Origin of the sequence: Halorarum halophilum (genome assembly GCF_013401515.1) — an archaeon.
Classification (GTDB): Archaea; Halobacteriota; Halobacteria; order Halobacteriales; family Haloferacaceae; genus Halorarum; species Halorarum halophilum.
Genome location: NZ_CP058529.1, coordinates 944,072 through 965,637, shown reverse-complemented (window position 1 = coordinate 965,637; position 21,566 = coordinate 944,072). Strand labels below are relative to the sequence as shown.

Below are 21,566 nucleotides of genomic sequence, written 5' to 3'. Positions count from 1 at the left end.
GGCCCGCTTGACCCGTCGTAGGTGGGCTGTTCGCACGCCAACTCGGGACAACGAGTCCCACACCCCCGACAGCGCCTTGTTCCCGCCTACAGACCTCGTACCCATGCCCGACAACCCTTTCCACGTGGTGGACGTGTTCGCCCGTGAGCGATACACCGGCAACCAGCTCGCCGTCTTCCACGACGCGGCCGACCTCGACGGGGACGAGATGCTGGCGCTCACCCGTGAGACGAACTTCTCCGAGTGCACCTTCCTCGTCGGCGAGGCGGACGGCGGCTACGACGTCCGGATCTTCGACCCGGCGGAGGAGATCCCCTTCGCCGGCCACCCGACCCTCGGCACCGCGTACGTCCTCCGGGAGTTCGTCCGCGAGAATTGCCCGGACGAACTGACCCTGAACCTCGGGGTGGGACCCATCGACGTCCGCGTCGAGCGCGGGGGCGACAATGGTGCTGGGGACGATGGGGAACACGTGGACGGCGGAGGTGGCGGTGGCGACGAACTGTACTGGATGCGCCAGATCGCCCCCGACTTCGGCGGGACCGTTCCCCGGTCGCTCGCGGCCCGGCTTCTCGGGCTCGACGAGTCCGACCTCGACGACTACCCGGTCCAGACCGTCTCGACGGGCCTCCCGACGCTCGTCGTCCCGCTGGCGTCCCTCGGCGCCGTGGAGCGGGCGGGCACGACCGATCCCGCCTACACGGAGTTCATCGAGGAGTACGGCGGCCACAACGTCCTCGTCTTCACGAACGAGACGGAGGCCGACGGCGACCTCCACGCCCGGGTGTTCGCCGACTGGGCGGGCGTTCCGGAGGACCCGGCGACCGGTTCCTCGAACGGCTGTCTCGCCGCCTGGCTGGTCGAACACCGCTACTTCGCCGCCCGGGAGGTCGACGTCCGGGTCGAGCAGGGATTCGAGATGGATCGCCCGTCCACGCTCCACCTTCGCGCCGAAGCCGAGGGCGACGACGTCGCGGTCGAGGTCGGGGGTCGAGTGTCACCCGTCGCCGAAGGGCGGTTGCTCTAGACCCCCGGCACGAACGCCGTGACCTCCAGCGTCTCCAGGACCATCCACGCGAGGAATACGCCGTACAGCCCGAGCAGCCACACCGCCTCCCGCCGGGTGAGTTCGAGGTTCGTCCGCGTGGCGAGCAGGAAGCCGAGCGTCGCGACGGTGAGAAATCCCATCATCGGCACGGCCGTCGCGAAATCGATGGGGGTGTCTCCATTCAGCAGCACGGCCGCCGGTACCGCGACGAGCAGGTCGAACGTGTTGCTCCCGAGGACGTTCGCGAGGCTCGTCGGCCCCCGCCCCGACTCGGCTGCGCGCACCGACACCGCCGCGTCCGGGAGGCTCGTTCCAGCGGCGACGACGGTCAGCCCCCAGACGGTCGAGGGGACGCCGAGGATCGTCTCCAGGGTCAGCGCGGCCTGGATCAGCGCCTCGACGCCGATCAGGATGACTGCGAGCGAGCCGAGGAGGAGGAGCCACTGCCGGCGAACGCGCACGTCGTCGGTCTCCGGGGCCTCGTAGTCCGAGACGTCCTGCGACTGGATGAAGACGTAGACGCCGTACAGCGCGATCGGAATCATCGCGAGCGGTCGGGTGACGGTGGCGACGAGCCTGCCCGTATCCCCGGGGTAGTAGATGACCCCGAGCGAGAACGTCAACAGCAGGACCGCGATCGCCAGCATGTAGAACTGCGCCTCCTTGTACACCACGTCGCGGTCGGCGCGAAGCCCTCGGCCCCGGATCGCGCTCCAGCCGGGGATGACGAGGATGTTGAAGACGGCCGAGCCGACGATGGCGCCGACCCCGAGACCGAAGTCGTCGTGGACCAGAACGGAGATGATGGAACTCGACAGTTCGGGGAACGACGAGCCGATGGCGGCGATGATCGCGCCCTGTACGACCGGCGGGAAGCCGTAGTGGGTGCCGAGGCGCTCGCTCGCGGACTCCAGGCGACCGCCCGCGAGCCAGACGGCGACCGTGCCGACGACCGCGAGTACGATCGCGACGGCGAGCGAGGCCATATCGGGGTCCGTGGTCGGGAGGGTGTAAATCCGGTCGGTTTCGGATGCGACCGTGCCACGGCGAGGAAGGTCGAATTGTCCGTGAGAGTACTACGACTCCCACCGCGAGCGAGGGCCGTAAGGCCCGAGCAGGAGGCGTTTTGGCATCACGGGAAATCGAAGATTTCCCGTTAGTAGTGGGATTCCGGCGGAATCCCACGACATGAACGGGTTTTCCGGGGGTTCGACGAGCGACCGAAGGGAGCGAGGATGACCCCGAGAATAGAGGTTCGTGGCTAGGCGATGTCCCGGCTGGTGTCGATCGTGACCGACTCCTCCAGTTTCAGCTTCACCGTCTCGTCGAGCGCCCGCCCGCCGCGGAACTTCGGGACCGCCAGGTGGTTCACCACGTCCGTCCCGCGGACGGTCGTCCGGAGGTCCCAGACGACGTCGGCCACGTGCTCGGTCATCGACCGGTTCTCCGGCTCGTTCCCGCCCTTCATGCAGTGAAGGAACGCGACGCTGCCGGTGTTCACCATCGTCGTCTGCAGTTCGTTGAGGAACCGTCGGTACCGTCCGCGATCCATGCGTTCGAGCGGGTCGAGCACGTCGATGACGAGGTTCGCGCCCTCCGGGAGGGTCCCGACGAGGCGGTTGGCGGCGTCCAGCGGCGCGTCGCCGTCGATCTCCCGAACCGTCGGGTTGCCCACCCGGGTCCGCGTGGCCGCGAAGGCGTCGGCGACGGCGGTCTCCGAGCGCAGCGTCGTGAGGTACAACGTCCCGCGCGCGGCCGTCAGCTCGTACAGCAGTAGCTCCGACTGGCTCGCGGCGTCGGCCGCGAACTGGACGACGCTCCCCTTCGGGATGCCGCCGTCGAACCGGCGGTCGAGCACGTCGACGCCGGTCGGGAGCCGGTCAGCCATGCTCCACCGAACCGAGCGGAGGCAGATAACGGTTGTCACCCGCATCTCTCCAATGATAGCTGCGACAGTTCCGCGAGTTCCGCGGCGGCCGACGCGTACGCCGCGTGGACGCGCTCGGTCGACAGGACCTCCCGACGAACCGGCGGAACCCGAGCAAGCACCGGACAGCCGAGCGCGTCGTCGACACCCGGCGGAACGGCCCGGGCCCGCGTGAGGACCGCACCGAGGACGGGGGTGTCGAGCTGCCGGGCCATGGCCGCGGCCTTCGCGGCGTCGCGGAGCGCGGGGGCGCAGGGAGTGACCGCCAGCACCGCTGCGTCGGCGACACGGAGCGGCACGGCAGCGTCCGGGCCGGCGCCGGCGGGGCAGTCGGCCAGGACGAACGCGTCGACGCCGTCGAGCGCCCGGAGGACTGCGCCGACATCCCGCTCGTCGCGATCCGACGGGGCGGCGAGGACGCGCGCCCCGTCGGACACCGGGGCCCTCGAGGCGGCCGCGACCGCGTTCGGCTCGGTCCACCCTCGCGGGACGCCGGCGAGCGCGTGGAGGTCCGGGAGGTCCCAGTCGGCGTCGACGGCGAGGGCCGGCGAGTCGAGCGCGCGGGCGAGACCCAGAGTCGTCGTCGTCTTGCCGGAGCCGCCTTTCCCGCCGGTCACTGCGAGCATGGGCGGTCTGGCCGCCCCATCCGGTTTGAACGTTCGCCTACGACAGGACCTCGACGTCGAACTTCGACCGCCAGCGATAGCGGCGACCGCCCCACACGAACGTCCTGCGAGCGAGCCCGTAGGCGAGCGCGGGCGCCTGGAGGATCATCGCCGGGAACGCGAGGAGCGCGGTCCACCTGCGAACGCCGAAGGCGGCGTAGACGGCCGCGACGAGCAGCGTCGAGAGCAGTATCCCGGCCCACGGGAACAGCAGGAGCGGCGCCGTCGTCGCCGTCGCGGTCGCCCCCATCACGACCGTGTCCCGGGGTTCGTGTCGGTGGACGATTTGGCAGAACCTGGCGTGTCGCTCCAGCGTCTCGCGAACCGTCCCGCCGACGTCGACGCGGCGTGCCCGTCGGAGGGGGGTTACGTCGAGGTGCTCCGACAGCAGGCCGTCGTCGCTCACGGTCCGCCGGAGGTCGCGAAGGAACGCCGCCTCGTCGAGGTCGTCGCGCTCGAACAGCACGCCGCCGCCCCACGCCTTATCGTTGGCGTACGCGCCGAGCGTCCCGCCGATGGCGTAGATCGGCTCCAGCAACGTCGACAGCGGATCTCGGCCGACGAAGAACGGGACCTCGGAGACGGGTCCGTGCTCGGCGTAGTCGGCGTGGAGCCGGGAGAGCCAGTCCGACGGGTGGTGGAAGTCGTCGTCAGTCCAGACGAGCCGGTCGTGCTCGGCGGCCTCCATCCCGGCGGCGATGGCGTTGGCTTTCCCCGAACACCGCTCGGGCTCGCCCGCGAACACGAGTCGGACGCCGTCCGGGAGGTCCCCCAGGTGGTCGGCTACCGGATCGGACTCGTCGTCTGCGACGACGAGCAGTTCGTCGTCCGGTTCGAGCTGGTCGGCGACCTCGTCACACGCCGAGGTCCAGCGTATCGTCGGGAGGATGACGCTCGTGGGTGGAGGGCTGATCACGTCCGAAAGATGGCGGGGACGTGACGTAAACGGTCCGAAAATCGACGGATTCGAGCTCCAACTCGTGGCATAACTAGCACTCCTCCGCGAGCGAGGAGGACCCCGTCAAAAGAGGTCCGTGTTCCTAATCCTGACAGCAGCCGCCGGCCTCGCCGCCGAAATCGACGGCCAGCGGGGCGGAGACGGCCTCGTTCAGTTCCTCCAGCCGACCCTGTAGCTCGTCCTGCGCCTCGACGTACTCCTCCATCACCGGGAGCGAGTGGAGGTCGGCCTGGGCCTCCTGCAGCTTCCGGAGGCTCTCCTCGTCCGCGTTGCCCATCTGCCGCGCGAAGGAGAACTCCTGACGGAGCTGTTCGAACTCGGAGATGCGCTCCTGCGCCTCCTCGTCGGCCTCCACCGCGGCCTTCGCCTCGGCGAAGCGCCGGTAGGCCGGCAGGTCCACGATGGCCTCGCCGAGCCGTCCGGCGAGCGCGTCCACGTCGGTTCCGGCCGTCGCGTCGGACTCCGCGTCCGTCTCGATGCTCATGGGCTGTCTTGGATGTGCGGTGGTAAAAGCGCCGCGACCGCGCGCAGATAGGTGGCCGGGCCGTCGCGGTCGGCCGACGGGGTCCGTCGACCGACTCTCTAGGCGAACAGCGCGTACGCGCCAGCGACGACGGTGACCGCCACCGCGAGAACGGCCCAGTTCTGCGCCGTGTCGAGCGGGCCGTACGGCCCACCCTTCCGGGAGAACAGGTAGGCGAAGTAGACGGCAAGCGGCGTCGAGTGGAGCCAGACCGACACCGACACGTTCGCGAGCAGCTCGAGCGACAGCGTCAGCGTGACCGCACAGGCCGCGGCGACGCCGGCGACCAGCAGGTCGTCGCGGACGGATTCGAGTGCCATGCGAGAAACGGGGGTGCCGGTTTACTCCTCGTCGCCCTCGAGCTCCTCGACGAGCTCGTCGGCGTCGACGTCGACGTCCTCGAGCGCCTCCTCGACGTCCTCGGCGTCCTCGCCGCCGAGGCCGCCCATGCCACCCATCATGCCGCCCATCCCGCCCATCATGCCGCCGGAGCCGTCGATGACCTCCTCGACGACGACCCTGTCGAGGCCGAGTCGGCCCATCAGGTCCTGGGCGATCTGCTGCTTCGAGAACATCCACTGCTGGTTCATCTGCATCATCGGCGTCGCCTCGATGTACAGCGTGTCCTTCTCGACGTCGCGCAGTTCCGTCTCCTTCTCGACCTCGCCGTCCTCGTTCTCGGACGCCTCGAGGGTGACCTCCTCTTCGACCGTCTCGGTCTCGATTCGGACCTCGGGCGTCTCCTGGAGGTACATGCCGATGAGGCTCGCGGCCTGCTCCTCGCGGTCCTCAACGAGTTCGAGGATCTCGTACTCGTACTCGAGGTCGTCGCCGGCGAGCGGGTGGTTGAAGTCGACGCGGGCGCGGCCGCCGATGACCGTCTCGAGGTAGCCCTGGTCGCCGTCGATGGTCACCTGCGCGCCGGGGTAGCGGTCGTCCTCGGGGACCTTCTCGACGCTGACGGTCCGGACGTCCTCGGGGTCGAACTCCCCGAACGCCTCGTCGGCGGGGACGGTGACCACGTTCTCGTCGCCGACCTCCCGGCCGACGAGGTCCTCGTCGACGCTCGCGAACACGTGCCCCTCCCCGACGACGATGGTCCGCGGAGAGAAGTCGTAGTCGTCGTCGTCGATGCCGGCCTCCTCGGCGACGTCCTTCTTGGTCGTGTCGACGACTCGACCTTCCTCGTCCTCCTCGGACGCGACGGTTCGGACCGTGTACTCGAGTTTGACGAAGTCGTTCTGCTGGATCCCGCTCTCCTCGTCGGTCTCGTCGTCCTGCGCTGCCGATGCGTCCTCTGCCTCCGCGTCGGCGTCGGCGGACTCGGCCGCGTCAGCCTGCTCTTCTTCGCTCATGTCCTGACGGTCGCCCGTGCGGTCCTTAAGAATCACGTTTCGTCCCCGGCCGCCGAAAACGACCGAAACTGGAACATGAGCACCAGATTCGACCGGGCTAGCACGCTATTCGGCGGACCCCCTAACCCGAGGTGAACTCCGCCGTGAGCGTCTCGACGGGACCCTTTTTGTCCGTCCCGGCGAGCACCCACGCGTATGTACGAGGTCGAGGTGAAGGTCCGTGCGGACCACAGGCTCGTCCGGCAGCGACTCGCGGAACTCGGCGCCGAGCGAACCGAGAGGGTCAGCCAGACTGACGTGTACTATGACGCGCCGCACCGCGAGTTCGCCGAGACGGACGAGGCGCTCCGCATCCGCCGCGAAGGGGGTCCCGACGACGGCGACGCGGAGGCCGACGACGAACCGACCGAGACCAGGCTAACCTACAAGGGACCGCTCGTCGAGCGAGCGTCGAAGACCCGCGAGGAGCACGAGACCCCGGTGGACGACTCAACGGCCCTGGAGGGCGTCCTCGACGGCCTTGGCTTCGAACCGGCCGCGACCGTCGAGAAGGAGCGTGAGCGATACGGCCTCGACGGCTACACGGTTACGCTCGACAGCGTGGTGGGCCTCGGCGAGTTCGTGGAGGTCGAACGGGAGGCCGAGGAGGACGGGATCGAGTCGGCCCGCGAGGGTGCGTACGAGGTGCTCCGGGACCTCGGTCTCGACCCCGCCGACCAGATCCGGACCTCGTATCTCGGCCTCCTCCTCGCGGACGACGGGGATGCCTCGCAGTAATAGCCACGACCGAAACCGTTTCCGCAAGTTATAGTTCCGCCCATCTCGACCGCTCGGGTAATGAGGAACATCCAAGTCTCCGAACTCGACCGCCGTGCAGTCGAGGATCAGGGCGTGGAGATCGTCGAGCGGAAGGGGCTCGGACACCCCGACTCAATCTCCGACGGCATCGCAGAGGCGGTCTCCCGCGCGCTCTCGCAGCTGTACATCGACCGCGTCGGGAAGGTGCTCCACTACAACACCGACGAGACACAGCTCGCGGCGGGCTCGGCCTCGCCGGCGTTCGGCGGCGGCGAGGTGCTCGAACCCATCTACCTGCTCATCGTCGGCCGCGCGACCAAGAAGTACGAGGGGCAGACGCTCCCGGTCGAGCGGACGGCGCTGGAAGCAGCCCGCACGTACCTGAACGAGACGGTCCCCGAACTCGACGTCGGCACGGAGATCGTGCTGGACGTGAAGCTCGGCGAGGGATCGGGCGACCTCCAGGAGGTCTTCGGGGAGGACGGCGCGCAGGTTCCGATGGCGAACGACACGTCCTTCGGCGTCGGCCACGCTCCACGGACCGAGACCGAACGCATCGTCCTCGAGGCCGAGCGCGCGCTCAACGGGTCCTACGCGGACTCCCACCCGGAACTCGGCCCGGACGTGAAGATCATGGGCAAGCGCGAGGGCGACGTGATCGACATCACCGTCGCCGCGGCGATGATCGACTCGTACGTCGCCGACATGGACGACTACGTGGCCGCCGTGGAGCGAGTGGAGGAGTTCGTGACCGACCTCTCGCACGACTACACCGACCGCGAGGTCCACGTGCAGGTGAACACCGCCGACGACCTCGAGGAGGGGTCCATCTACCTCACGACGACGGGAACCTCGGCCGAGCAGGGCGACGACGGCTCCGTCGGACGGGGCAACCGCGCGAACGGGCTCATCACGCCGAACCGGCCGATGAGTATGGAGGCGACCTCGGGAAAGAACCCCGTCAACCACATCGGGAAGATATACAACCTGCTCTCGACGGACATCGCGGAGTCGGTCGTCGAAGAGGTCGACGGCATCCGTGACCTGCAGGTACGGCTCCTCTCGCAGATCGGACGCCCCATCGACGAGCCCCACGTTGCCGACGCGCAGGTCGTCACCGAGGAGGGCGTGGCGGTCGCCGACGTGGAGGCCGAGATGGTCGAACTCATCGACGAGCGCCTCGCGAACGTGACGGACATCACGCGGCGCGTCATCGAGGGCGAGCTCTCCACCTTCTGAGCGAACACCCGACACCGTCCCACGTAGCGTTGTCCTCCCGGTCAGGGGTTTTCGATGGGGTCGGCTCGCGCGCCGGTCGTATCGGGTATTTCGCGGTCCGGCGCGCGGTTCGAATCAGGTCACGCACCGTCTGGCTGCGTTTCCGGTGAAAAACGTTCGCCCGGGCCGAACCTCGTCGGCCGGTTCCGTGCTACGACGATTTGCCGGTCAGTTCCCCAGCGAGGGACTCCGCGATCGGCTCGTTCGCGGACTCCACGAACCGGGCGACCTCCTCGTCCCGCCGGAACACGACGACGGTCGGGATGTACTCGACGTCGTGCTCGTCCATCCCGGGGCCCTCCTTCTCGCCGTCGACCTTCTCGACCGGGTACTGGTCGACGCGGTCCGCGGGAACGCCTGCTTCGTCGAGCACGGCGGCGAACCGCGGGAGCTGGTCGGTGCAGTCGGGACACCAGTCGCCGCCCCAGACCTTGAACCGCAGGTCGTCGTCCGCGAGCGCCTCCACGACCTCGGCTGGGGCGTCGTGGCCCGCGCCCGGGTTGGACTCCATCGTATCGAGTGCCTGGCTCATGGCCGGACTAGGCGGGCGGGCGGCATAACCTCCACGTCCGCGGCAGCGACCGCGATCGGGGTATTGCCGGTGTCGGGGACTGGTTAAGTGAACCGGTCCGTACTGACGGACATGGACGACTCCGTGCTGGAGACCATCGGCTCGCCGCTGGTACGGGTACGCTCGCCGGAGGGCGCCACCGTGGCGGCGAAGCTGGAGTCGCGCAACCCCGGCGGCTCCGCGAAGGACCGCCCGGCCCGCTACATGGTGGAGGCGGCCGAGGCGGCCGGGGAACTGACGCCGGGCGACGCCGTCGTCGAGCCGACGTCGGGGAACACCGGCGTCGGGCTCGCGCTCGTCGGCGCGGCGAAGGGGTACGACGTGACGCTCGTGATGCCCGCCTCGAAGAGCGAGGAGCGGCGGCGGGTGATGCGGGCGTACGGCGCCGAGATCGAACTCGTCGAGGGGAACATCGAGGACGCGAAGGCGCGCGCGGACGAACTCGAGGCCGACGGGATGGTCCAGCTCCGCCAGTTCGAGAACGCGGCGAACCCCCGCGCCCACTACGAGACGACGGCCGAGGAGATCCTGGACCAGTTGGACGGCCGCGAACCGGACGCGCTCGTCGCGGGCGTCGGGACCGGCGGCACGCTCTCCGGTATCGGACGCCGGCTCCGCGAGGCGTTCCCCGCGATGGACGTCGTCGCGGTCGAACCGGAGCACAGCGCGGCGCTCTCGGGCGGGTCGGTCGACGCGGACGACTTCCAGGGGATGGGTCCGGGCTTCGTCAGCCCGAACCTCGACGCCGACCTCCTCGACGGCGTGTTCACCGTCGGACTCGACGAGGCGGAGGCCGAGTGCCGACGGCTCGCCCGCGAGGAGGGCATCCTCGTCGGCCAGTCGAGCGGCGCGTCGAACCTCCTCGCCCGGCGTGTCGCCGAGGCGTTCGCCACCGGCGAGGACCCCGGCTACGGCGACGTCGCGGTGGACGGGTGGGAACCCAGGTCGGACGCCGGGGAGTCCGGCGACGACCCGCTCGTGCTCACTGTGTTCTGGGACTCCGGCGAACGGTACATGTCGACCGGGATGTTCGACTGACGGGACTGTACCCCCGCAATCAGCTGTCGGGTCGTCCGGCGAGGCTACGCCGGAACGGGCGGGAGGTGAACGTGCTCGCACCAGAACAGTTTGATCGCCCCCGCCAACGTGACGAACGCACGTGGCGTCTGACGTGATAAACGATATTCGTTACTCCACATCCTCACAACAGATCGGAGGCCCACAGCCGACAGTTCGTACCCGTTTCACCGGATCGATTCTACCCTCGGTCGGGCAGTCACCCCTTGTGGGACGGTCATCCCTCGAACTCGTCCTCGGTGACCCGGACCCGAACTGTCTCCTCGACGTCGCGGAGGTCGTACTCGGGGAGCGGCGCCTCGTCGCTGCGCGCGAGGAACATCGGCTCGACCAGCCTGCCGTCCTCGACGCCGAATACCTTCAGCAACCGGTCGGTCTCCTCGGGGCGGACGGCGTCGTTTCGGACCTCGGTCGCGAGGCGGCGCGAGAGCCACTCGGAGTCGGAGATGGAGGGGTCCCGAACGAACGCCTCGTCGACGAAGCGGACGAGGTACCAGTTCAGGTCGTTGAGGAGCGAGACGGCGGCGCCGAGGCTCACCGTCTCGACGGCGATGCTGTTCTCGAACGGGGACGCGAGGTCGTAGGTCGAGAGGGCGTCGCGCGCCGTCTCCCGGGAGAGGAGTTCGTACCGGAGCTCCACCTCCGGGTCCCCGACGAGACACACCGTGGGCATACTCGCGGGTTATCCGGCTGCGGGAAAGCGGTTACGCTCCTATTTGGGGTCGCGTGGGCTCACACTCGATACGTGAGGACTTCGAAGTCCGTGACCTCGAAAGCCCCCGCGTGCTCGGCTCCCGCGACCGCTGCTGCGCTCCTCGCTCGCGTTTCGGACTAATCGTGAGGAACGTCACCGCGAACGCGATGTTCGAACCGAATCCGCCCGTCAGGGGTGCGCGTAGTACGCGACCGTCCCGGCCTCGTCGACCCCGTCGTACCGCGCGAACCCGACCCGCTCAAACTGCACGAGGTCGTCCGGTTCGTAGTCCGCGTAGCCCGGTTCCGCGCGGCCGTACACGTCGCCGTCGATGGTCCGGAGGCGAACGCGGACATTGTCGTCGGCCCCTACCCAGTGGACGACCGGCACGTCCTCCTCGCGGACGGCGTCGATGTCGTCGCCGGTCCAGTCCAGCGCGTCGCCGTCGCGGCGGAGACAGCCGTACCCCTTCAGCCAGACGCGCTCGCCGTCGGCGGGGACGTCGTCGGGTTCGAGCAGCACCCCGTCGTCGACTGGGATGTCGCGGGTCCCGCGCTCGTCGTGGTCGGGGTGGAGCGGCGGGTGGCCGGCCGCGGGTCGGTCCGCGCCCGTCACGGCGAACTCCTCGCCGTCGCGGACGAGGAACCGGCGGTCGGACACGTCGTCCACCAGGTCGCGGTTGTTGGCGTACACCGCCGACATCGCGAGGTCGACGTCGCTCGTCGACATGCCCAGATCGACCATCGCCTCGACGAGCGCCTCGCCCCGGATGCCGCGACGGCGGACCGACTGGATTGTCGGCGCGCGCGGGTCGTCCCAGCCGTCGAGTTCGCCTTCGTCGATGAGCGCCTTGATAGTCGAGGTGGACATCTTCACGTCGTACTCGTCGACCTGCACGTGCCCCCAGTGGAGCACCTCGGGGTACTCCCACCTGAAGTAGTCGTAGACGAACCGCTGGCGCTTCGCGGAGTCCTGCAGGTCGATGCCGCGGATGATGTGGGTGACGCCCGTCAGGTGGTCGTCGATGCCCGACTGGAAGTCGAGCATCGGCCACGCCCGGTAGTCGGCCGCCTCGGGGCGCGGGTGGGGCGTCTCCACGACGCGGAAGGCGACGAAGTCGCGCAGCGCGGGGTTCTTGTGCTCGATGTCGGTCCGGACGCGGAGGACGAGTTCGCCCTCGCCGTACTCCCCCGCGACCATGGCGTCGAACTCCGCGCGGACCGTCTCGGCGTCCTTGTCGCGGTGGGGGCACGGCTCCGCGTCGGCCTTCAGGCTTCGGAACTCCTCGGCCGGACACGAGCAGGTGTACGCGCCGCCCAGGTCGATGAGTTCACGGGCGTGCTCGTAGTGCGTCTCCAGCCTGTCCGACGCCCGCAGCACCTCGTCGGGCTCGAACCCGAGGAAGTCGATGTCCTCGAGGATGGCGTCGTACGCGTCGAGGTCCGGGCGCTTCGTCTCCGGGTCCGTGTCGTCGAAGCGGACGAGGAAGTGGCCGTCGTACCGCTCGGCGTACGTGCCGATGACCGAGGGCATCCGGGCGTGGCCGATATGCCACGGGCCGTTCGGGTTCGGCGCCGCCCGCATCCGCACCTCGTCGTACTCCTCGACGTTCGGGAGGTCGGGAAGCGGGTGCTCGTCCTCCTCGTCCTCGGCGTCGAGTTCCTCGAGCAGTTCGGGAGCCAGTTCGGCGAGTCGCTCGCGGCGCTCGGTCTCGTCCATGCCGGCGACCTCGTTCGCCACGGGGGCGACGACGCCGGGGATCTCGTCGCCGTGCGGCCGGAACTCGGGGTTCTCGCCCATCAGCGGGCCCATGACGGCGCCCACCTCGGGGTCCGAACCGTGTTTGAGCGCGTTGTAGAGCGCGGCCGTCTCGGCGGCCGAGCGAACGCGCTCGCGCAGGTCTTCGTCCATTGGTGACGGCTTCGCCGGCCGTACCAAAAAGGGGCGTGAAACGGACGGGCACACTCGGGTAGGGGTACGAGTAGGGTCGGCCGGTCGGTAGATATGGGTGTCGACGTTTCGCCCGAATTCAGTTGCTAACGTTTCCCTAAGGTGCCCGTACCGGCGCGGCACCCGGAACGGGCAACGTTGATACACCAGCCCACTGTTCGCACGGGTATGACCGTGTTCTTCGAGGACGTGTCCGTCGGCGACACCGACGAGTACGGGAGTTACGAGGTCACCCGCGAGGAGATCCTCCGGTTCGCGGAGCAGTACGACCCGCAGTGGTTCCACGTCGACCCGGAGCGGTCGGACGAGGAGTCCCCTTACGGTGGGCTCATCGCCTCGGGCTGGCACACCGCCTCGATGACGATGCGCCTGCTCGTCGACGGCACGTTCGGTGACGCCGCCTCCATCGGCGCGAAGGGCGTGGACGAACTCCGGTGGTGGCAGCCGGTCCGGCCGGGGGATACGCTCCGCATCGAGAACGAAGTGCTCGAGACGACCCCGGAGCGCCCGGAACGCGGCCTGATCCGCGCGCGGACGGAGACGTACAATCAGGACGACGAACTCGTGTTCTCCATGGTCAGCAACGTGATGTACCTCCGGCGGGAGGACTGACTACTCCGAGTCGGGTTCGACCCCGCCGCCCGGGTTCGCTCGGCGGTCCCGGTCGTCCCCGCGGCTCCCGCCGCTCGACCCGCGGTCGAGGTCGGCCTCGTCGAGGTCGCGGGTCGCCTTCCGGTACACGCCCGTGAGCGTGCTGACCTCCTTCTCGGTCGGGTGCGCGCGTCCGACGAGCCGACGCGCCAGCCGCTCGGTCCGCTCGCGCTTGTGGTCCCGGTGTTCGACGCGGTCGAGGAACGCGGAGAACTGCTCGTACAGCCGCTCGACGTCGGGTTCTGCCGCCCGTTCGTGCTCCACGTCCGGGAGCTGCGTCCCCGCGAGGAACAGGTCGCGCAGTTCGTACAGCGTCACGGTCGCCGCCTGCCCGAGGTTGAGGACGGGGTAGTCCTCGCTCGCCGGGATGGAGCAGATCTCGTCGAGCCGCGCCAGCTCGTCGTTGTTCAGCCCACACCCCTCGCGCCCGAACACGAGCGCCGTGTCCGCCTCGACTGTCGCGAGCGAGTCGCGGAGTTCGGCCGGCGTGCGGAACGGGAAGCGGACGTGCCGCCGGGCGTCCTCGCCGGTGATGGCCGTGCAGCCGACGGTGTGGTAGCGCTCGACGACCTCGTCGAACGTGACCGTCTCGGCGTTCGGGAGCACGTCCTCCCGCGCGTGGCCGGCGAACCCGTACGCCTCGCCGTCCTCCTCCAGTTCGGGCGGATCGACGAGCTTCAGGTCCGACAGGCCGAAGTTCTTCATCGCCCGCGCGATGGTCCCCACGTTGCCGGGCGTCTCGGGTTCGACGACCACGACGACGTACTTGCTCCCGTCCCCCCGCGCACCGTCGCTCATCGGGGGTACTCGCGGTCCAGATCGAGGTCGTCGAGGTCGAGGTCGTCCTCCCCTTGGTCGTCGGTTTCGTCGGCCTCGTCCGTCTCCTCGACTTCGTCCACTTCGTTGTCCTCGGTTCGGTCGGCGTCGGACTCACCACCTTCACCGCCACGCTCTGCGACGGCGCTCGCGTCGCTCGGGTCGAAGTCGGCCCGCTCGTCCTCGAGGAGTTCCTGCTCGCGCTCGTAGATCTCCTCGGGGCTCGGGAGGTCCGGTAGCCCCTCGGGGTCGGTCTCGACGTGCTCGACGCCGGCGTACCCGTCGGGTGCGCGTCCGCCGTCCGCGAACCACTCGTGGAACTCGTCTCTCAGCTCCGGTTCGCCCGCCAGCCGCTCGCCGCCCTCCTCGCGGAACCAGTAGAGGAAGTCGGGTTCGTGTTCCGCACACAGGAGGATCTCCTCCAGCGGCTCGCCGTAGACGATCGCCGCCTCGCGGCACCGCTGTTTCTCCGCCTCGCCGTGGATCAGGTAGCACGCGTCGCACGGCTTCCCGATGACGACCTGCAGGCGGACCAGCCGGTGGCGCGGGTCCTTCGGGATCTCCTCCAGGGGGCGCCAGGTGCCCTCGTCGGTGAAGAGATCGTCCTCGTCGAAGCGCCAGCCGCGCAGGCCGATGCTCACCTTGCCCATTATCGGAGGGTAGCGGGGCCGCCGGCATAAACGACGCGTTAGCGCGTCTCCAGTTCCCGTTCCAGTTCGCGGAGCCGCGCCAGCCGGTCGGCCAGCGGCGGGTGCGTCGAGTTTCCCGGTACAGGCTCCGGCGTCCGGGACCGAAACACCGAAGCACAGCCCGCCCGACCGCCCGCCAATGCGAACCGTGGACGCCGCCGGGCTGGAGATCGGCGACGAACACCCGCCCCGGATCATGGGCGTGCTCAACGTCTCCGAGAAATCGCCGTACTCGCCCAGCGTCTTCGACGACCCCGGCGAGGCGGCCGCCTACGTGGACGAGGAACTGGTCGGCGAGGGCGCCGACATCGTGGACGTCGGGCTCGAGACTGCGAACAAGCGATTCGAGGTGCTGACGGCCGAGGATGAACTTGACCGGCTCGACACCGCCATTCAGGCCATCGAGTCTGTCTCCGGCGACGCGGTCTTCTCCATCGAGACGCGCTACCACGAGGTCGCCGACGCGGCGCTCTCCAGGGGGTTCGACGCGGTGAACGACATCTGCGGCTTCGCCGACCCGGAGATGCCCCGGGTGTGCGAGGAGCACGACGCGGCCGTCGTCAAGATGGCGTCGCCGCCGGACCTCGAACGACCCGGCGCAGTCGAGGACGTGGACGACATCTACGAGGCGCTGGCGCGGAACGGTTTCACCGACAAGACCATCCTCGACCCAGCCTTCGGCGGCTGGTCGGAGGCGAAGACGCTCGAGGACGACCGCGAGACGTTCCGCAGGCTTCGGGAGTTCCGCGGCTACGGCCGGCCGCTCCTCGTCTCCATCAACCGCAAGAACTTCCTCCGGGAGGTCGCCGGCCGCGACACCGAGGGGGCGCTCCCCGTCTCGCTTGCCGCAACGTCGATGGCCGTCGAGCGCGGCGCGCACGTGATCCGCACCCACGACGTCGCCGAGACGCGCGACGCGGCGCTGATCGGGAAGGAGTTCGCCCGGCGCCGAGTAAGCCGCGAGGACGATGTCTCGGTCGAGGAACTGGACGTGACGACGCCGGGCGAGGCGGCCCGCCACGTGGATCGGCTCGGCGGCGAACCGGCCGTCGCGGCCGACGCCGTGACGCGGGTGTTCGAGTTCGACGGGCTCTCCCCCGCCGAGACCGGCGCCCTCCGTGCGGCGGCGGCCGAGACCCGCGCCGTCGCCGTGATCGGGGCCGACGAGGCGGCCGCGTTACTCGTGGGAACGCCCGCCGCGCTCGAACGCGCTTCACGGGCGGCATCGGGCGTCTCCGACCCTCTCGACGCCGCGCTTGCCACATTCGGGTCCTCGGACGAGTGAGAAAACTTATACCATCTGCGCCGGTACGAGCGGCTGGAAGCCGGAAGGGCACTACGGGTAGGGGTACTTGAGTGCACTACCGGCCCAAACCGTATCTTTAACCGCCGAGTGGCGACGACAATCCCACAGTCACGACCATGGAGTTCGCCGAGTGGGAGCCGACGTACGAGCTGATCCTCGCGGATTTCGGCTACGACAGGGTCGGGGACGAGTCCGTCCGAAATCGGATGGCGGAGCTGGCCGAACCGTTCGACCTCGACCGGCTGGACTGTTCGGGGCTGACGGTCGCGGTCGCCGGGTCGGGCCCCTCGCTCGACGTCGAACTCGACCGCGCCAGCGACGCCGACCGCGTCTTCGCCGCCTCCACCGCAACGGACCGCCTCGTCGACGCCGGCGTCGCGGTCGACGCCATGATTACGGATCTCGACAAGAACCCCGAGACTGGACTCGACCGCACCGAGCGCGGCGCGCCGGTCGTCGCACACGCGCACGGCGACAACGGCGACCTCGTCGAGGAGTGGATGCCGCGGTACGACGCGGAACACGTGCTGGCGACGACCCAGGCGGAGCCGGTGGGCCCGGTTCGGAACTTCGGGGGCTTCACCGACGGCGACCGGGCCGCGTTCCTCGCCGACGCGCTCGACGCCGCCGAACTCCGGTTCATCGGCTGGGACTTCGACGACCCAGGCGTCTCCGATGAGAAGGCGAGGAAGCTCCGGTGGGCCGAACGCCTGCTCCACCTCCTGGAACGTCGTCGCGGCGAGGAGTTCGCGGTACTCGACGGACGCCGCGCCCACATCGAGTCGCTCTGAACGTCGGGCCGCCTGCCCCGTCGATGCGTCGGAAGCTCGACGGCGACCCGCCGACTAAAGTATATTTTAGCGGACACTTATCCGGGCGGCCGGCCGAGCGGGGAGCATGGTTCAGGAGACCGAGTTCGGAACGACCATCGTGGGCCTCGTCGCTGACGGGCGCGTCGTCCTCGCGTCGGACCGTCGCGCGAGCGTGAGTGGAATGGTGTCGAGCAAGCGGGCGGACAAGGTGTTCCCCGTCGGCGACCGGGCGGCGCTGGCGTTCACGGGCGCCGTCGGCGACGCGCAGGCGCTGGTGCCGAAACTCGAGACGGAGGTGCGACTGTACGAGACGCGCCGCAACGAGCGGATGTCGATCCCCGCGCTGGCGACGTTCACGGCGAACACGATGCGCGAGAACCCCCTGCGCGTCCAGCACGTCCTCGGCGGCGTCGACGCCGACGGGCCGCACCTGTACACGTTCGACGCCGCCGGTGGAGTGCTCGACCAGCCGTACGCCGCCGATGGGTCGGGCGGACCGACGGCGTACGGGGTACTGGAGAGCGAGTACGACGACGGTCTGTCGGTCGCGGAGGCGCGCTCGGTGGCCGCTCGGGCCGTCGCCGCCGCCTCCGAGCGCGACCTCGCCTCCGGCGACGGCCTGAACGTCGCGGTCGTCGACGGCGAGCGCGTCGACCTCGACCGCTACGACGACCCGGCCGCCGTCGCGTCGTAATCCTCCGCGTCGTTCCCGGGCTGCATTCCCGCCTCTTTCCCGTCCTCCTCGCTGGCCCCGTCCGCCTCGTCGCCCTCGTCCGTCCCGTCCGCCGACCGCGACGGGTCCCCGTCGTCTGGGGAGCGTTCGAACCCCTCCACGTCGACGACGGTCGGCCCCTCGCCGACCAGGAGGCGGAGTTCGTCCCCGTCGAGTCGGACCGACACCCGCACGGCCGGCGGGTCGGTCGAGAGCACCGTCTCGGCCCACTCCGGACCGAGGTTCCACAGCGGTCGGTCGCGGACGGACCGGTCATGTTCCCGGAAGAACGCCACGACCTCCGGGTGGTCGAGGACCGCGAGCGAGACGGGCGCCAGAACCCGGAAGTCGCAGTCGGCACACGAACCGTCGAGCGTCGGCCGGCGGTCCTCCCCCGGCAGGTCGGGGGCGTCGACGAACTCGATTCCCGCCCCCGCTCGGCCGGCGCAGTCCGGACAGACGCCGTCGGCGAGCAGGCGGAACCGGCTCCGGTGGTAGGCGTCGAACGCCGCGAGCGCCCCGTCCGCGTCGCGATCGCGCGCGCCGTTCGGCGGGAACGGAAGTGAGAGGAGTTCCGTCCCGCAGTCGACGCACCCGACGGCGAGGAAGTTGTCCGCGACCCGCCCCTCCAGCCCGGCCTCCCCGCAGACCGGGCAGTCGCCGTCGACGGGTTCCGGGTCCCGGTTCACCCGCTCCGTGTACGTGCCCGCGGCGAGCGCGCGGGCGGCCTGCCTGCCGGCGTAGGTGAGGTGGTATCCCTCCGTCTCGGGGTCCTTCCGGACGTAACGGTCGACGAGCTGTCGGAGGTGGTACGCGAAGCCGGCCGAGGTGTCCTCGTCGGTCGCCTCGAACAGCTCCGTGAACGTCGGCGGTTCGTCGGCGCTCGCGAGGGTCCGGAGCACGCGGAGCCGGGTGGCGTTCCCGAGCGCCGCGAAGGCGTCGTCGGGGGCCGACCCGCGCTCGCCGTCTGAAACCCCGTCGTCGAGGCCACCCCCGTCGGCATCGTGGTCGGTGGTATCGTCGGAGGTTCCGTCGACCCCGCGACTCACGGCGCGAGCACCTCCATCGTCCCGCGGATGTCGTCGTCCTCGGCGCCGCGGGGGAAGCCGATCGTGAGTGCGTCGACCCCCTCGATCTCCGCGTAGTCGGCCAGCCGTTCGTTCGCCTCCTCGGGCGTCCCGGCGACTGCGAGGTCGTCGAGCAGGTCGTCGTCGAGCGCGGCCATCGCGGCCTCGCGGTCGCCGTCGTTCCAGGCGTCGTGGACGGCGTGGGCCGTCTCCTCGTACCCCTGCCGGGCCAGCGCGTCGCGGTAGAAGGTGCCCATCCCGCCGAGGTAGAAGCCGAGGTGCTGGCGGAGGAGTCGCCTGGCGCGGTCGCCGTCCTCGTCGACACAGCAGGTGAGCGACAGCGTCACCCGTGCGTCGTCCGGGTCGCGGCCTCCCAGTTCCGCGCCGCGCCGGAAGTCGTCCAGGCGGTCGCGGAGGCCGTCCGGCGTGAGCATGAGCGCGTGCCAGCCGTCGGCGAAGCGTCCGGCGAGTTCGACGGACTTCGGGCCCATCCCGGCCGCGTCGACTGGCGGGGCAGGGTCGGGGGCGCCCTGGCGGAGTCGAAAGCCGCCGAGCCTGAACACGTCGCCGCCGTAGCGCACCTCCTCGCCCGAGAGGACGCGCTTCACGACCTCGACGTACTCGCGGGTGCGCTTCAGCGGATCGTCGAAGTCGACGCCGTGCCAGTTCTCGACCACCGCGGGACCCGAGGGGCCGAGGCCGACGCGGAAGCGGCCGTCGCTGGCCTCCTGGAGGCTGGCGGCGGTCTGGCCCACGAGCGTCGGCGACCGGGAGTAGACGTTGAGGATGGACGCCCCGAGACCGATTTCGTCGGTTCGTTCCGCGACGAGCGCGAGCGTGGTGACCGCGTCGCGGCCCCACGTCTCCGGGAGCCAGACGCGGTCGTAGCCGTGACCCTCCGCGGTCTCGGCGAGCGAGACGATATCGTCGAGCGAGGGCTGGGCGGCGACGGGCAACGACACGTCGAACTGCGTCATACCCCCCTGGAACCGGGCGACCCGTAAGAAACCTCCCCCCTCCTCGACGTGCCACCCCTCCGCGGTGGTGCCGGTCCAGTAGCGTTAGGAACGACGCGGCCGTCCTGTCTGGCATGCGCGTCTTCTGGCACCGGCGGGACCTCCGGATCGCCGACAACCGGGGGCTGGCCGCGGCCGCGGCCGACGACACCGTCCTCCCGGCCTTCGTCGTCGACGACGGCGTCCTGGAACACGCGGGCGCGACCCGCGTCCGGTTCATGCTGGACGCCCTCGCCTCGTTGCGCGCGACGTACCGCGGTCTCGGTTCGGACCTCCTCGTCGTCCGCGGTGACCCGACAGAGGAGCTTCCCCGGCTCGCCTCCCACCACGACGCCGATGGAGTGTACTGGAACGAGGATTACTCCGGGCTCGCGCGCGAGCGCGATGCGGCGGTCCGACGGTCGCTGGAGGACGACGGCCTCGTCGCGAGGGCGTTCCACGACGCCGTCCACCACGAACCCGGAACGATCACGACGAACGAAGGGGAGCCGTACTCGGTGTACAGCTACTTCTGGAAGAAGTGGCGCGACCGGAGCAAGGCGGACCCGTACCCGGCGCCCGGCCCGGAGTCGCTCGTGCCGGCCGACGACCTCCCCGCCGACCCGCTCCCCGATCTCGACGACCTCGGCTTCGCGGAGCCCGACGCGGTCCTGCAGAGGGTCGGGACCGACGCTGCCCACGATCGGCTCGATGCCTTCCTCGACGGACCCATCTACGAGTACCAGGAGGCGCGTGAATACCCGGCGAGAGAGGGGACTTCGCGGCTCTCGGCGGACCTCAAGTGGGGGACGATCGGCGTGCGCGAGGTGTCCGAGGCCGTCGAGGCGGCCGCGGCGGACGCGCCCGACGATGGCGCCGCCGAGTCGGTCGAGGAGTTCCGCTCGCAACTCGCCTGGCGGGAGTTCTACGCGCAGGTTCTATGGGCGAACCCGAACGTCGTGTCCGAGAACGTTCGGACGTACGAACGCCCCATCGAGTGGCGCGAGGACCCCGAAGCGCTGCGGGCGTGGAAGGTCGGCGAGACGGGGTTTCCTATCGTCGACGCGGGAATGCGGCAGCTTCGCGAGGAGGCGTACATGCACAACCGGGTCCGGATGATCGTCGCGTCGTTCCTCACGAAGGACCTCCGGGTCGACTGGCGGGAGGGGTACGCCCACTTCCGCGAGTTGCTCGTGGACCACGACGCCGCCAACGACTCCTGTGGCTGGCAGTGGGCCGCCTCGACCGGGACCGACGCCCAGCCGTACTTCCGCGTGTTCAACCCGACGACCCAGGGCGAGCGCTACGACCCCGACGCCGAGTACATCCGCGAGTACGTCCCCGCGTTCGAGGGGATCCCGGCCGAGGAGGTCCACGGCTGGCCCGACCTCACCGACGAGCAGCGCGAGCGGACGGCCGACCACCCGCACCCGATCGTCGACCACGCCGAGGCGCGCGAGGCGGCCATCGGGATGTTCGAGCGAGCCCGCGGGGACGACGGGTCGGGCGGGTAGTCAGACGCCGCGTTCCGACACCCCGAGGATGGCGCCGCAGCTCGGACACTCCCACACCGTCGCGTCGCCGTTGTAGCGCGCGTCGGTGTCGCTCTCGACGACCTCGCGGATCTCCGACTCGCAGCCGGGACAGCGACCCATGTGTCGGCGCACGGACGGG

At 69.8% G+C, this 21,566-nt stretch carries 24 protein-coding genes; 9 read left to right on the top strand and 15 right to left on the bottom strand.

The genetic code is table 11. The features are described from left to right. The first annotated feature begins 103 nt into the window (after positions 1 to 103). Complete coding sequence (locus HUG10_RS05110; protein WP_179168531.1) at positions 104 to 1,027, top strand: PhzF family phenazine biosynthesis protein; 924 nt, start codon at positions 104 to 106, stop codon at positions 1,025 to 1,027. On the opposite strand, the gene HUG10_RS05105 is transcribed toward HUG10_RS05110, so the two are convergent. The 7 genes from HUG10_RS05105 to HUG10_RS05075 all read right to left on the bottom strand — a co-directional run bounded on the left by HUG10_RS05105 (position 1,024) and on the right by HUG10_RS05075 (position 6,476). Then, positions 1,024 to 2,034 carry a sodium:calcium antiporter gene (locus HUG10_RS05105; protein WP_179168530.1) on the bottom strand — a complete coding sequence of 337 codons (1,011 nt, stop codon included), beginning with the start codon at positions 2,032 to 2,034 and terminating at the stop codon, positions 1,024 to 1,026. The genes HUG10_RS05110 and HUG10_RS05105 overlap by 4 nt on opposite strands. 275 nt (positions 2,035 to 2,309) lie before the next feature. Continuing rightward, positions 2,310 to 2,936, bottom strand: coding sequence for an RAD55 family ATPase (locus HUG10_RS05100; RefSeq protein WP_179168529.1), 627 nt, complete (start codon positions 2,934 to 2,936; stop codon positions 2,310 to 2,312). Between the two features lie 35 nt (positions 2,937 to 2,971). Then, the gene (locus HUG10_RS05095) at positions 2,972 to 3,601 is read right to left on the bottom strand and encodes a MinD/ParA family ATP-binding protein (RefSeq protein ID WP_179168528.1); all 630 of its coding nucleotides are present in this window, start codon (positions 3,599 to 3,601) and stop codon (positions 2,972 to 2,974) included. Between the two features lie 37 nt (positions 3,602 to 3,638). Then, complete coding sequence (locus tag HUG10_RS05090; RefSeq protein ID WP_179170999.1) at positions 3,639 to 4,553, bottom strand: glycosyltransferase; 915 nt, start codon at positions 4,551 to 4,553, stop codon at positions 3,639 to 3,641. A 127-nt stretch (positions 4,554 to 4,680) separates the two neighbouring features. Continuing rightward, a complete protein-coding gene (locus HUG10_RS05085; protein WP_179168527.1) occupies positions 4,681 to 5,082 on the bottom strand; it encodes a YlbF family regulator in 402 nt (133 codons plus the stop codon). Positions 5,083 to 5,180: 98 nt separating this feature from the next. Beyond that, positions 5,181 to 5,441 carry a hypothetical protein gene (locus HUG10_RS05080; protein ID WP_179168526.1) on the bottom strand — a complete coding sequence of 87 codons (261 nt, stop codon included), beginning with the start codon at positions 5,439 to 5,441 and terminating at the stop codon, positions 5,181 to 5,183. A gap of 21 nt (positions 5,442 to 5,462) precedes the next feature. Then, a complete protein-coding gene (locus tag HUG10_RS05075; RefSeq protein ID WP_179168525.1) occupies positions 5,463 to 6,476 on the bottom strand; it encodes an FKBP-type peptidyl-prolyl cis-trans isomerase in 1,014 nt (337 codons plus the stop codon). Between the two features lie 195 nt (positions 6,477 to 6,671). Between HUG10_RS05075 and cyaB the strand changes: the two genes are divergently transcribed. Continuing rightward, the gene (gene cyaB / locus HUG10_RS05070; protein WP_179168524.1) at positions 6,672 to 7,253 is read left to right on the top strand and encodes a class IV adenylate cyclase; all 582 of its coding nucleotides are present in this window, start codon (positions 6,672 to 6,674) and stop codon (positions 7,251 to 7,253) included. Positions 7,254 to 7,313: 60 nt separating this feature from the next. Then, positions 7,314 to 8,513: a methionine adenosyltransferase gene (locus HUG10_RS05065; RefSeq protein ID WP_179168523.1), complete on the top strand. Its 1,200-nt coding sequence runs from the start codon at positions 7,314 to 7,316 to the stop codon at positions 8,511 to 8,513. A gap of 190 nt (positions 8,514 to 8,703) precedes the next feature. Here the strand turns inward: HUG10_RS05065 and HUG10_RS05060 are convergent, their stop codons facing one another. Beyond that, on the bottom strand, positions 8,704 to 9,084 hold the full coding sequence (locus tag HUG10_RS05060) for a thioredoxin family protein (protein WP_246310219.1): 381 nt from the start codon (positions 9,082 to 9,084) through the stop codon (positions 8,704 to 8,706). A 111-nt stretch (positions 9,085 to 9,195) separates the two neighbouring features. Between HUG10_RS05060 and HUG10_RS05055 the strand changes: the two genes are divergently transcribed. Further along, positions 9,196 to 10,161, top strand: a complete 966-nt coding sequence (locus HUG10_RS05055; protein WP_179168522.1) for a PLP-dependent cysteine synthase family protein — start codon at positions 9,196 to 9,198, stop codon at positions 10,159 to 10,161. A gap of 256 nt (positions 10,162 to 10,417) precedes the next feature. On the opposite strand, the gene HUG10_RS05050 is transcribed toward HUG10_RS05055, so the two are convergent. Both HUG10_RS05050 and HUG10_RS05045 read right to left on the bottom strand, forming a co-directional pair. Beyond that, on the bottom strand, positions 10,418 to 10,873 hold the full coding sequence (locus HUG10_RS05050; RefSeq protein WP_179168521.1) for a DUF5804 family protein: 456 nt from the start codon (positions 10,871 to 10,873) through the stop codon (positions 10,418 to 10,420). A 210-nt stretch (positions 10,874 to 11,083) separates the two neighbouring features. Further along, entirely contained in the window at positions 11,084 to 12,805 is a 1,722-nt protein-coding gene (locus tag HUG10_RS05045; RefSeq protein ID WP_179168520.1) for a glutamate--tRNA ligase, read from the bottom strand. A gap of 207 nt (positions 12,806 to 13,012) precedes the next feature. On the opposite strand from HUG10_RS05045, the gene HUG10_RS05040 reads away from it, so the two are divergent. Continuing rightward, positions 13,013 to 13,456: a MaoC family dehydratase gene (locus tag HUG10_RS05040; protein WP_179168519.1), complete on the top strand. Its 444-nt coding sequence runs from the start codon at positions 13,013 to 13,015 to the stop codon at positions 13,454 to 13,456. Here HUG10_RS05040 and HUG10_RS05035 read toward each other — a convergent pair whose 3' ends face one another. Next, the gene (locus tag HUG10_RS05035) at positions 13,457 to 14,293 is read right to left on the bottom strand and encodes an RNA methyltransferase (protein WP_179168518.1); all 837 of its coding nucleotides are present in this window, start codon (positions 14,291 to 14,293) and stop codon (positions 13,457 to 13,459) included. Next, positions 14,290 to 14,961, bottom strand: coding sequence for a hypothetical protein (locus HUG10_RS05030; protein WP_179168517.1), 672 nt, complete (start codon positions 14,959 to 14,961; stop codon positions 14,290 to 14,292). Before HUG10_RS05030 ends, HUG10_RS05035 begins: the two co-directional genes overlap by 4 nt. A gap of 178 nt (positions 14,962 to 15,139) precedes the next feature. Here HUG10_RS05030 and HUG10_RS05025 point away from each other — a divergent pair, with 178 nt between their 5' ends. The 3 genes from HUG10_RS05025 to HUG10_RS05015 all read left to right on the top strand — a co-directional run bounded on the left by HUG10_RS05025 (position 15,140) and on the right by HUG10_RS05015 (position 17,812). Then, complete coding sequence (locus HUG10_RS05025; RefSeq protein WP_179168516.1) at positions 15,140 to 16,285, top strand: dihydropteroate synthase; 1,146 nt, start codon at positions 15,140 to 15,142, stop codon at positions 16,283 to 16,285. Between the two features lie 137 nt (positions 16,286 to 16,422). Beyond that, positions 16,423 to 17,097, top strand: coding sequence for a 6-hydroxymethylpterin diphosphokinase MptE-like protein (locus HUG10_RS05020; RefSeq protein ID WP_179168515.1), 675 nt, complete (start codon positions 16,423 to 16,425; stop codon positions 17,095 to 17,097). A 106-nt stretch (positions 17,098 to 17,203) separates the two neighbouring features. Continuing rightward, complete coding sequence (locus HUG10_RS05015; protein WP_179168514.1) at positions 17,204 to 17,812, top strand: Ntn hydrolase family protein; 609 nt, start codon at positions 17,204 to 17,206, stop codon at positions 17,810 to 17,812. Here the strand turns inward: HUG10_RS05015 and HUG10_RS05010 are convergent. Both HUG10_RS05010 and HUG10_RS05005 read right to left on the bottom strand, forming a co-directional pair. Beyond that, positions 17,782 to 18,879: a winged helix-turn-helix domain-containing protein gene (locus HUG10_RS05010; protein ID WP_179168513.1), complete on the bottom strand. Its 1,098-nt coding sequence runs from the start codon at positions 18,877 to 18,879 to the stop codon at positions 17,782 to 17,784. The two genes, HUG10_RS05015 and HUG10_RS05010, sit on opposite strands and share 31 nt — an antisense overlap. Then, positions 18,876 to 19,874, bottom strand: a complete 999-nt coding sequence (locus HUG10_RS05005) for a TIGR04024 family LLM class F420-dependent oxidoreductase (protein WP_179168512.1) — start codon at positions 19,872 to 19,874, stop codon at positions 18,876 to 18,878. Before HUG10_RS05005 ends, HUG10_RS05010 begins: the two co-directional genes overlap by 4 nt. Before the next feature lie 113 nt (positions 19,875 to 19,987). On the opposite strand from HUG10_RS05005, the gene HUG10_RS05000 reads away from it, so the two are divergent. Then, complete coding sequence (locus tag HUG10_RS05000; RefSeq protein ID WP_179168511.1) at positions 19,988 to 21,406, top strand: cryptochrome/photolyase family protein; 1,419 nt, start codon at positions 19,988 to 19,990, stop codon at positions 21,404 to 21,406. Here the strand turns inward: HUG10_RS05000 and HUG10_RS04995 are convergent, their stop codons facing one another. Further along, a complete protein-coding gene (locus HUG10_RS04995; protein ID WP_179168510.1) occupies positions 21,407 to 21,547 on the bottom strand; it encodes a hypothetical protein in 141 nt (46 codons plus the stop codon). Between the last annotated feature and the right edge of the window lie 19 nt (positions 21,548 to 21,566).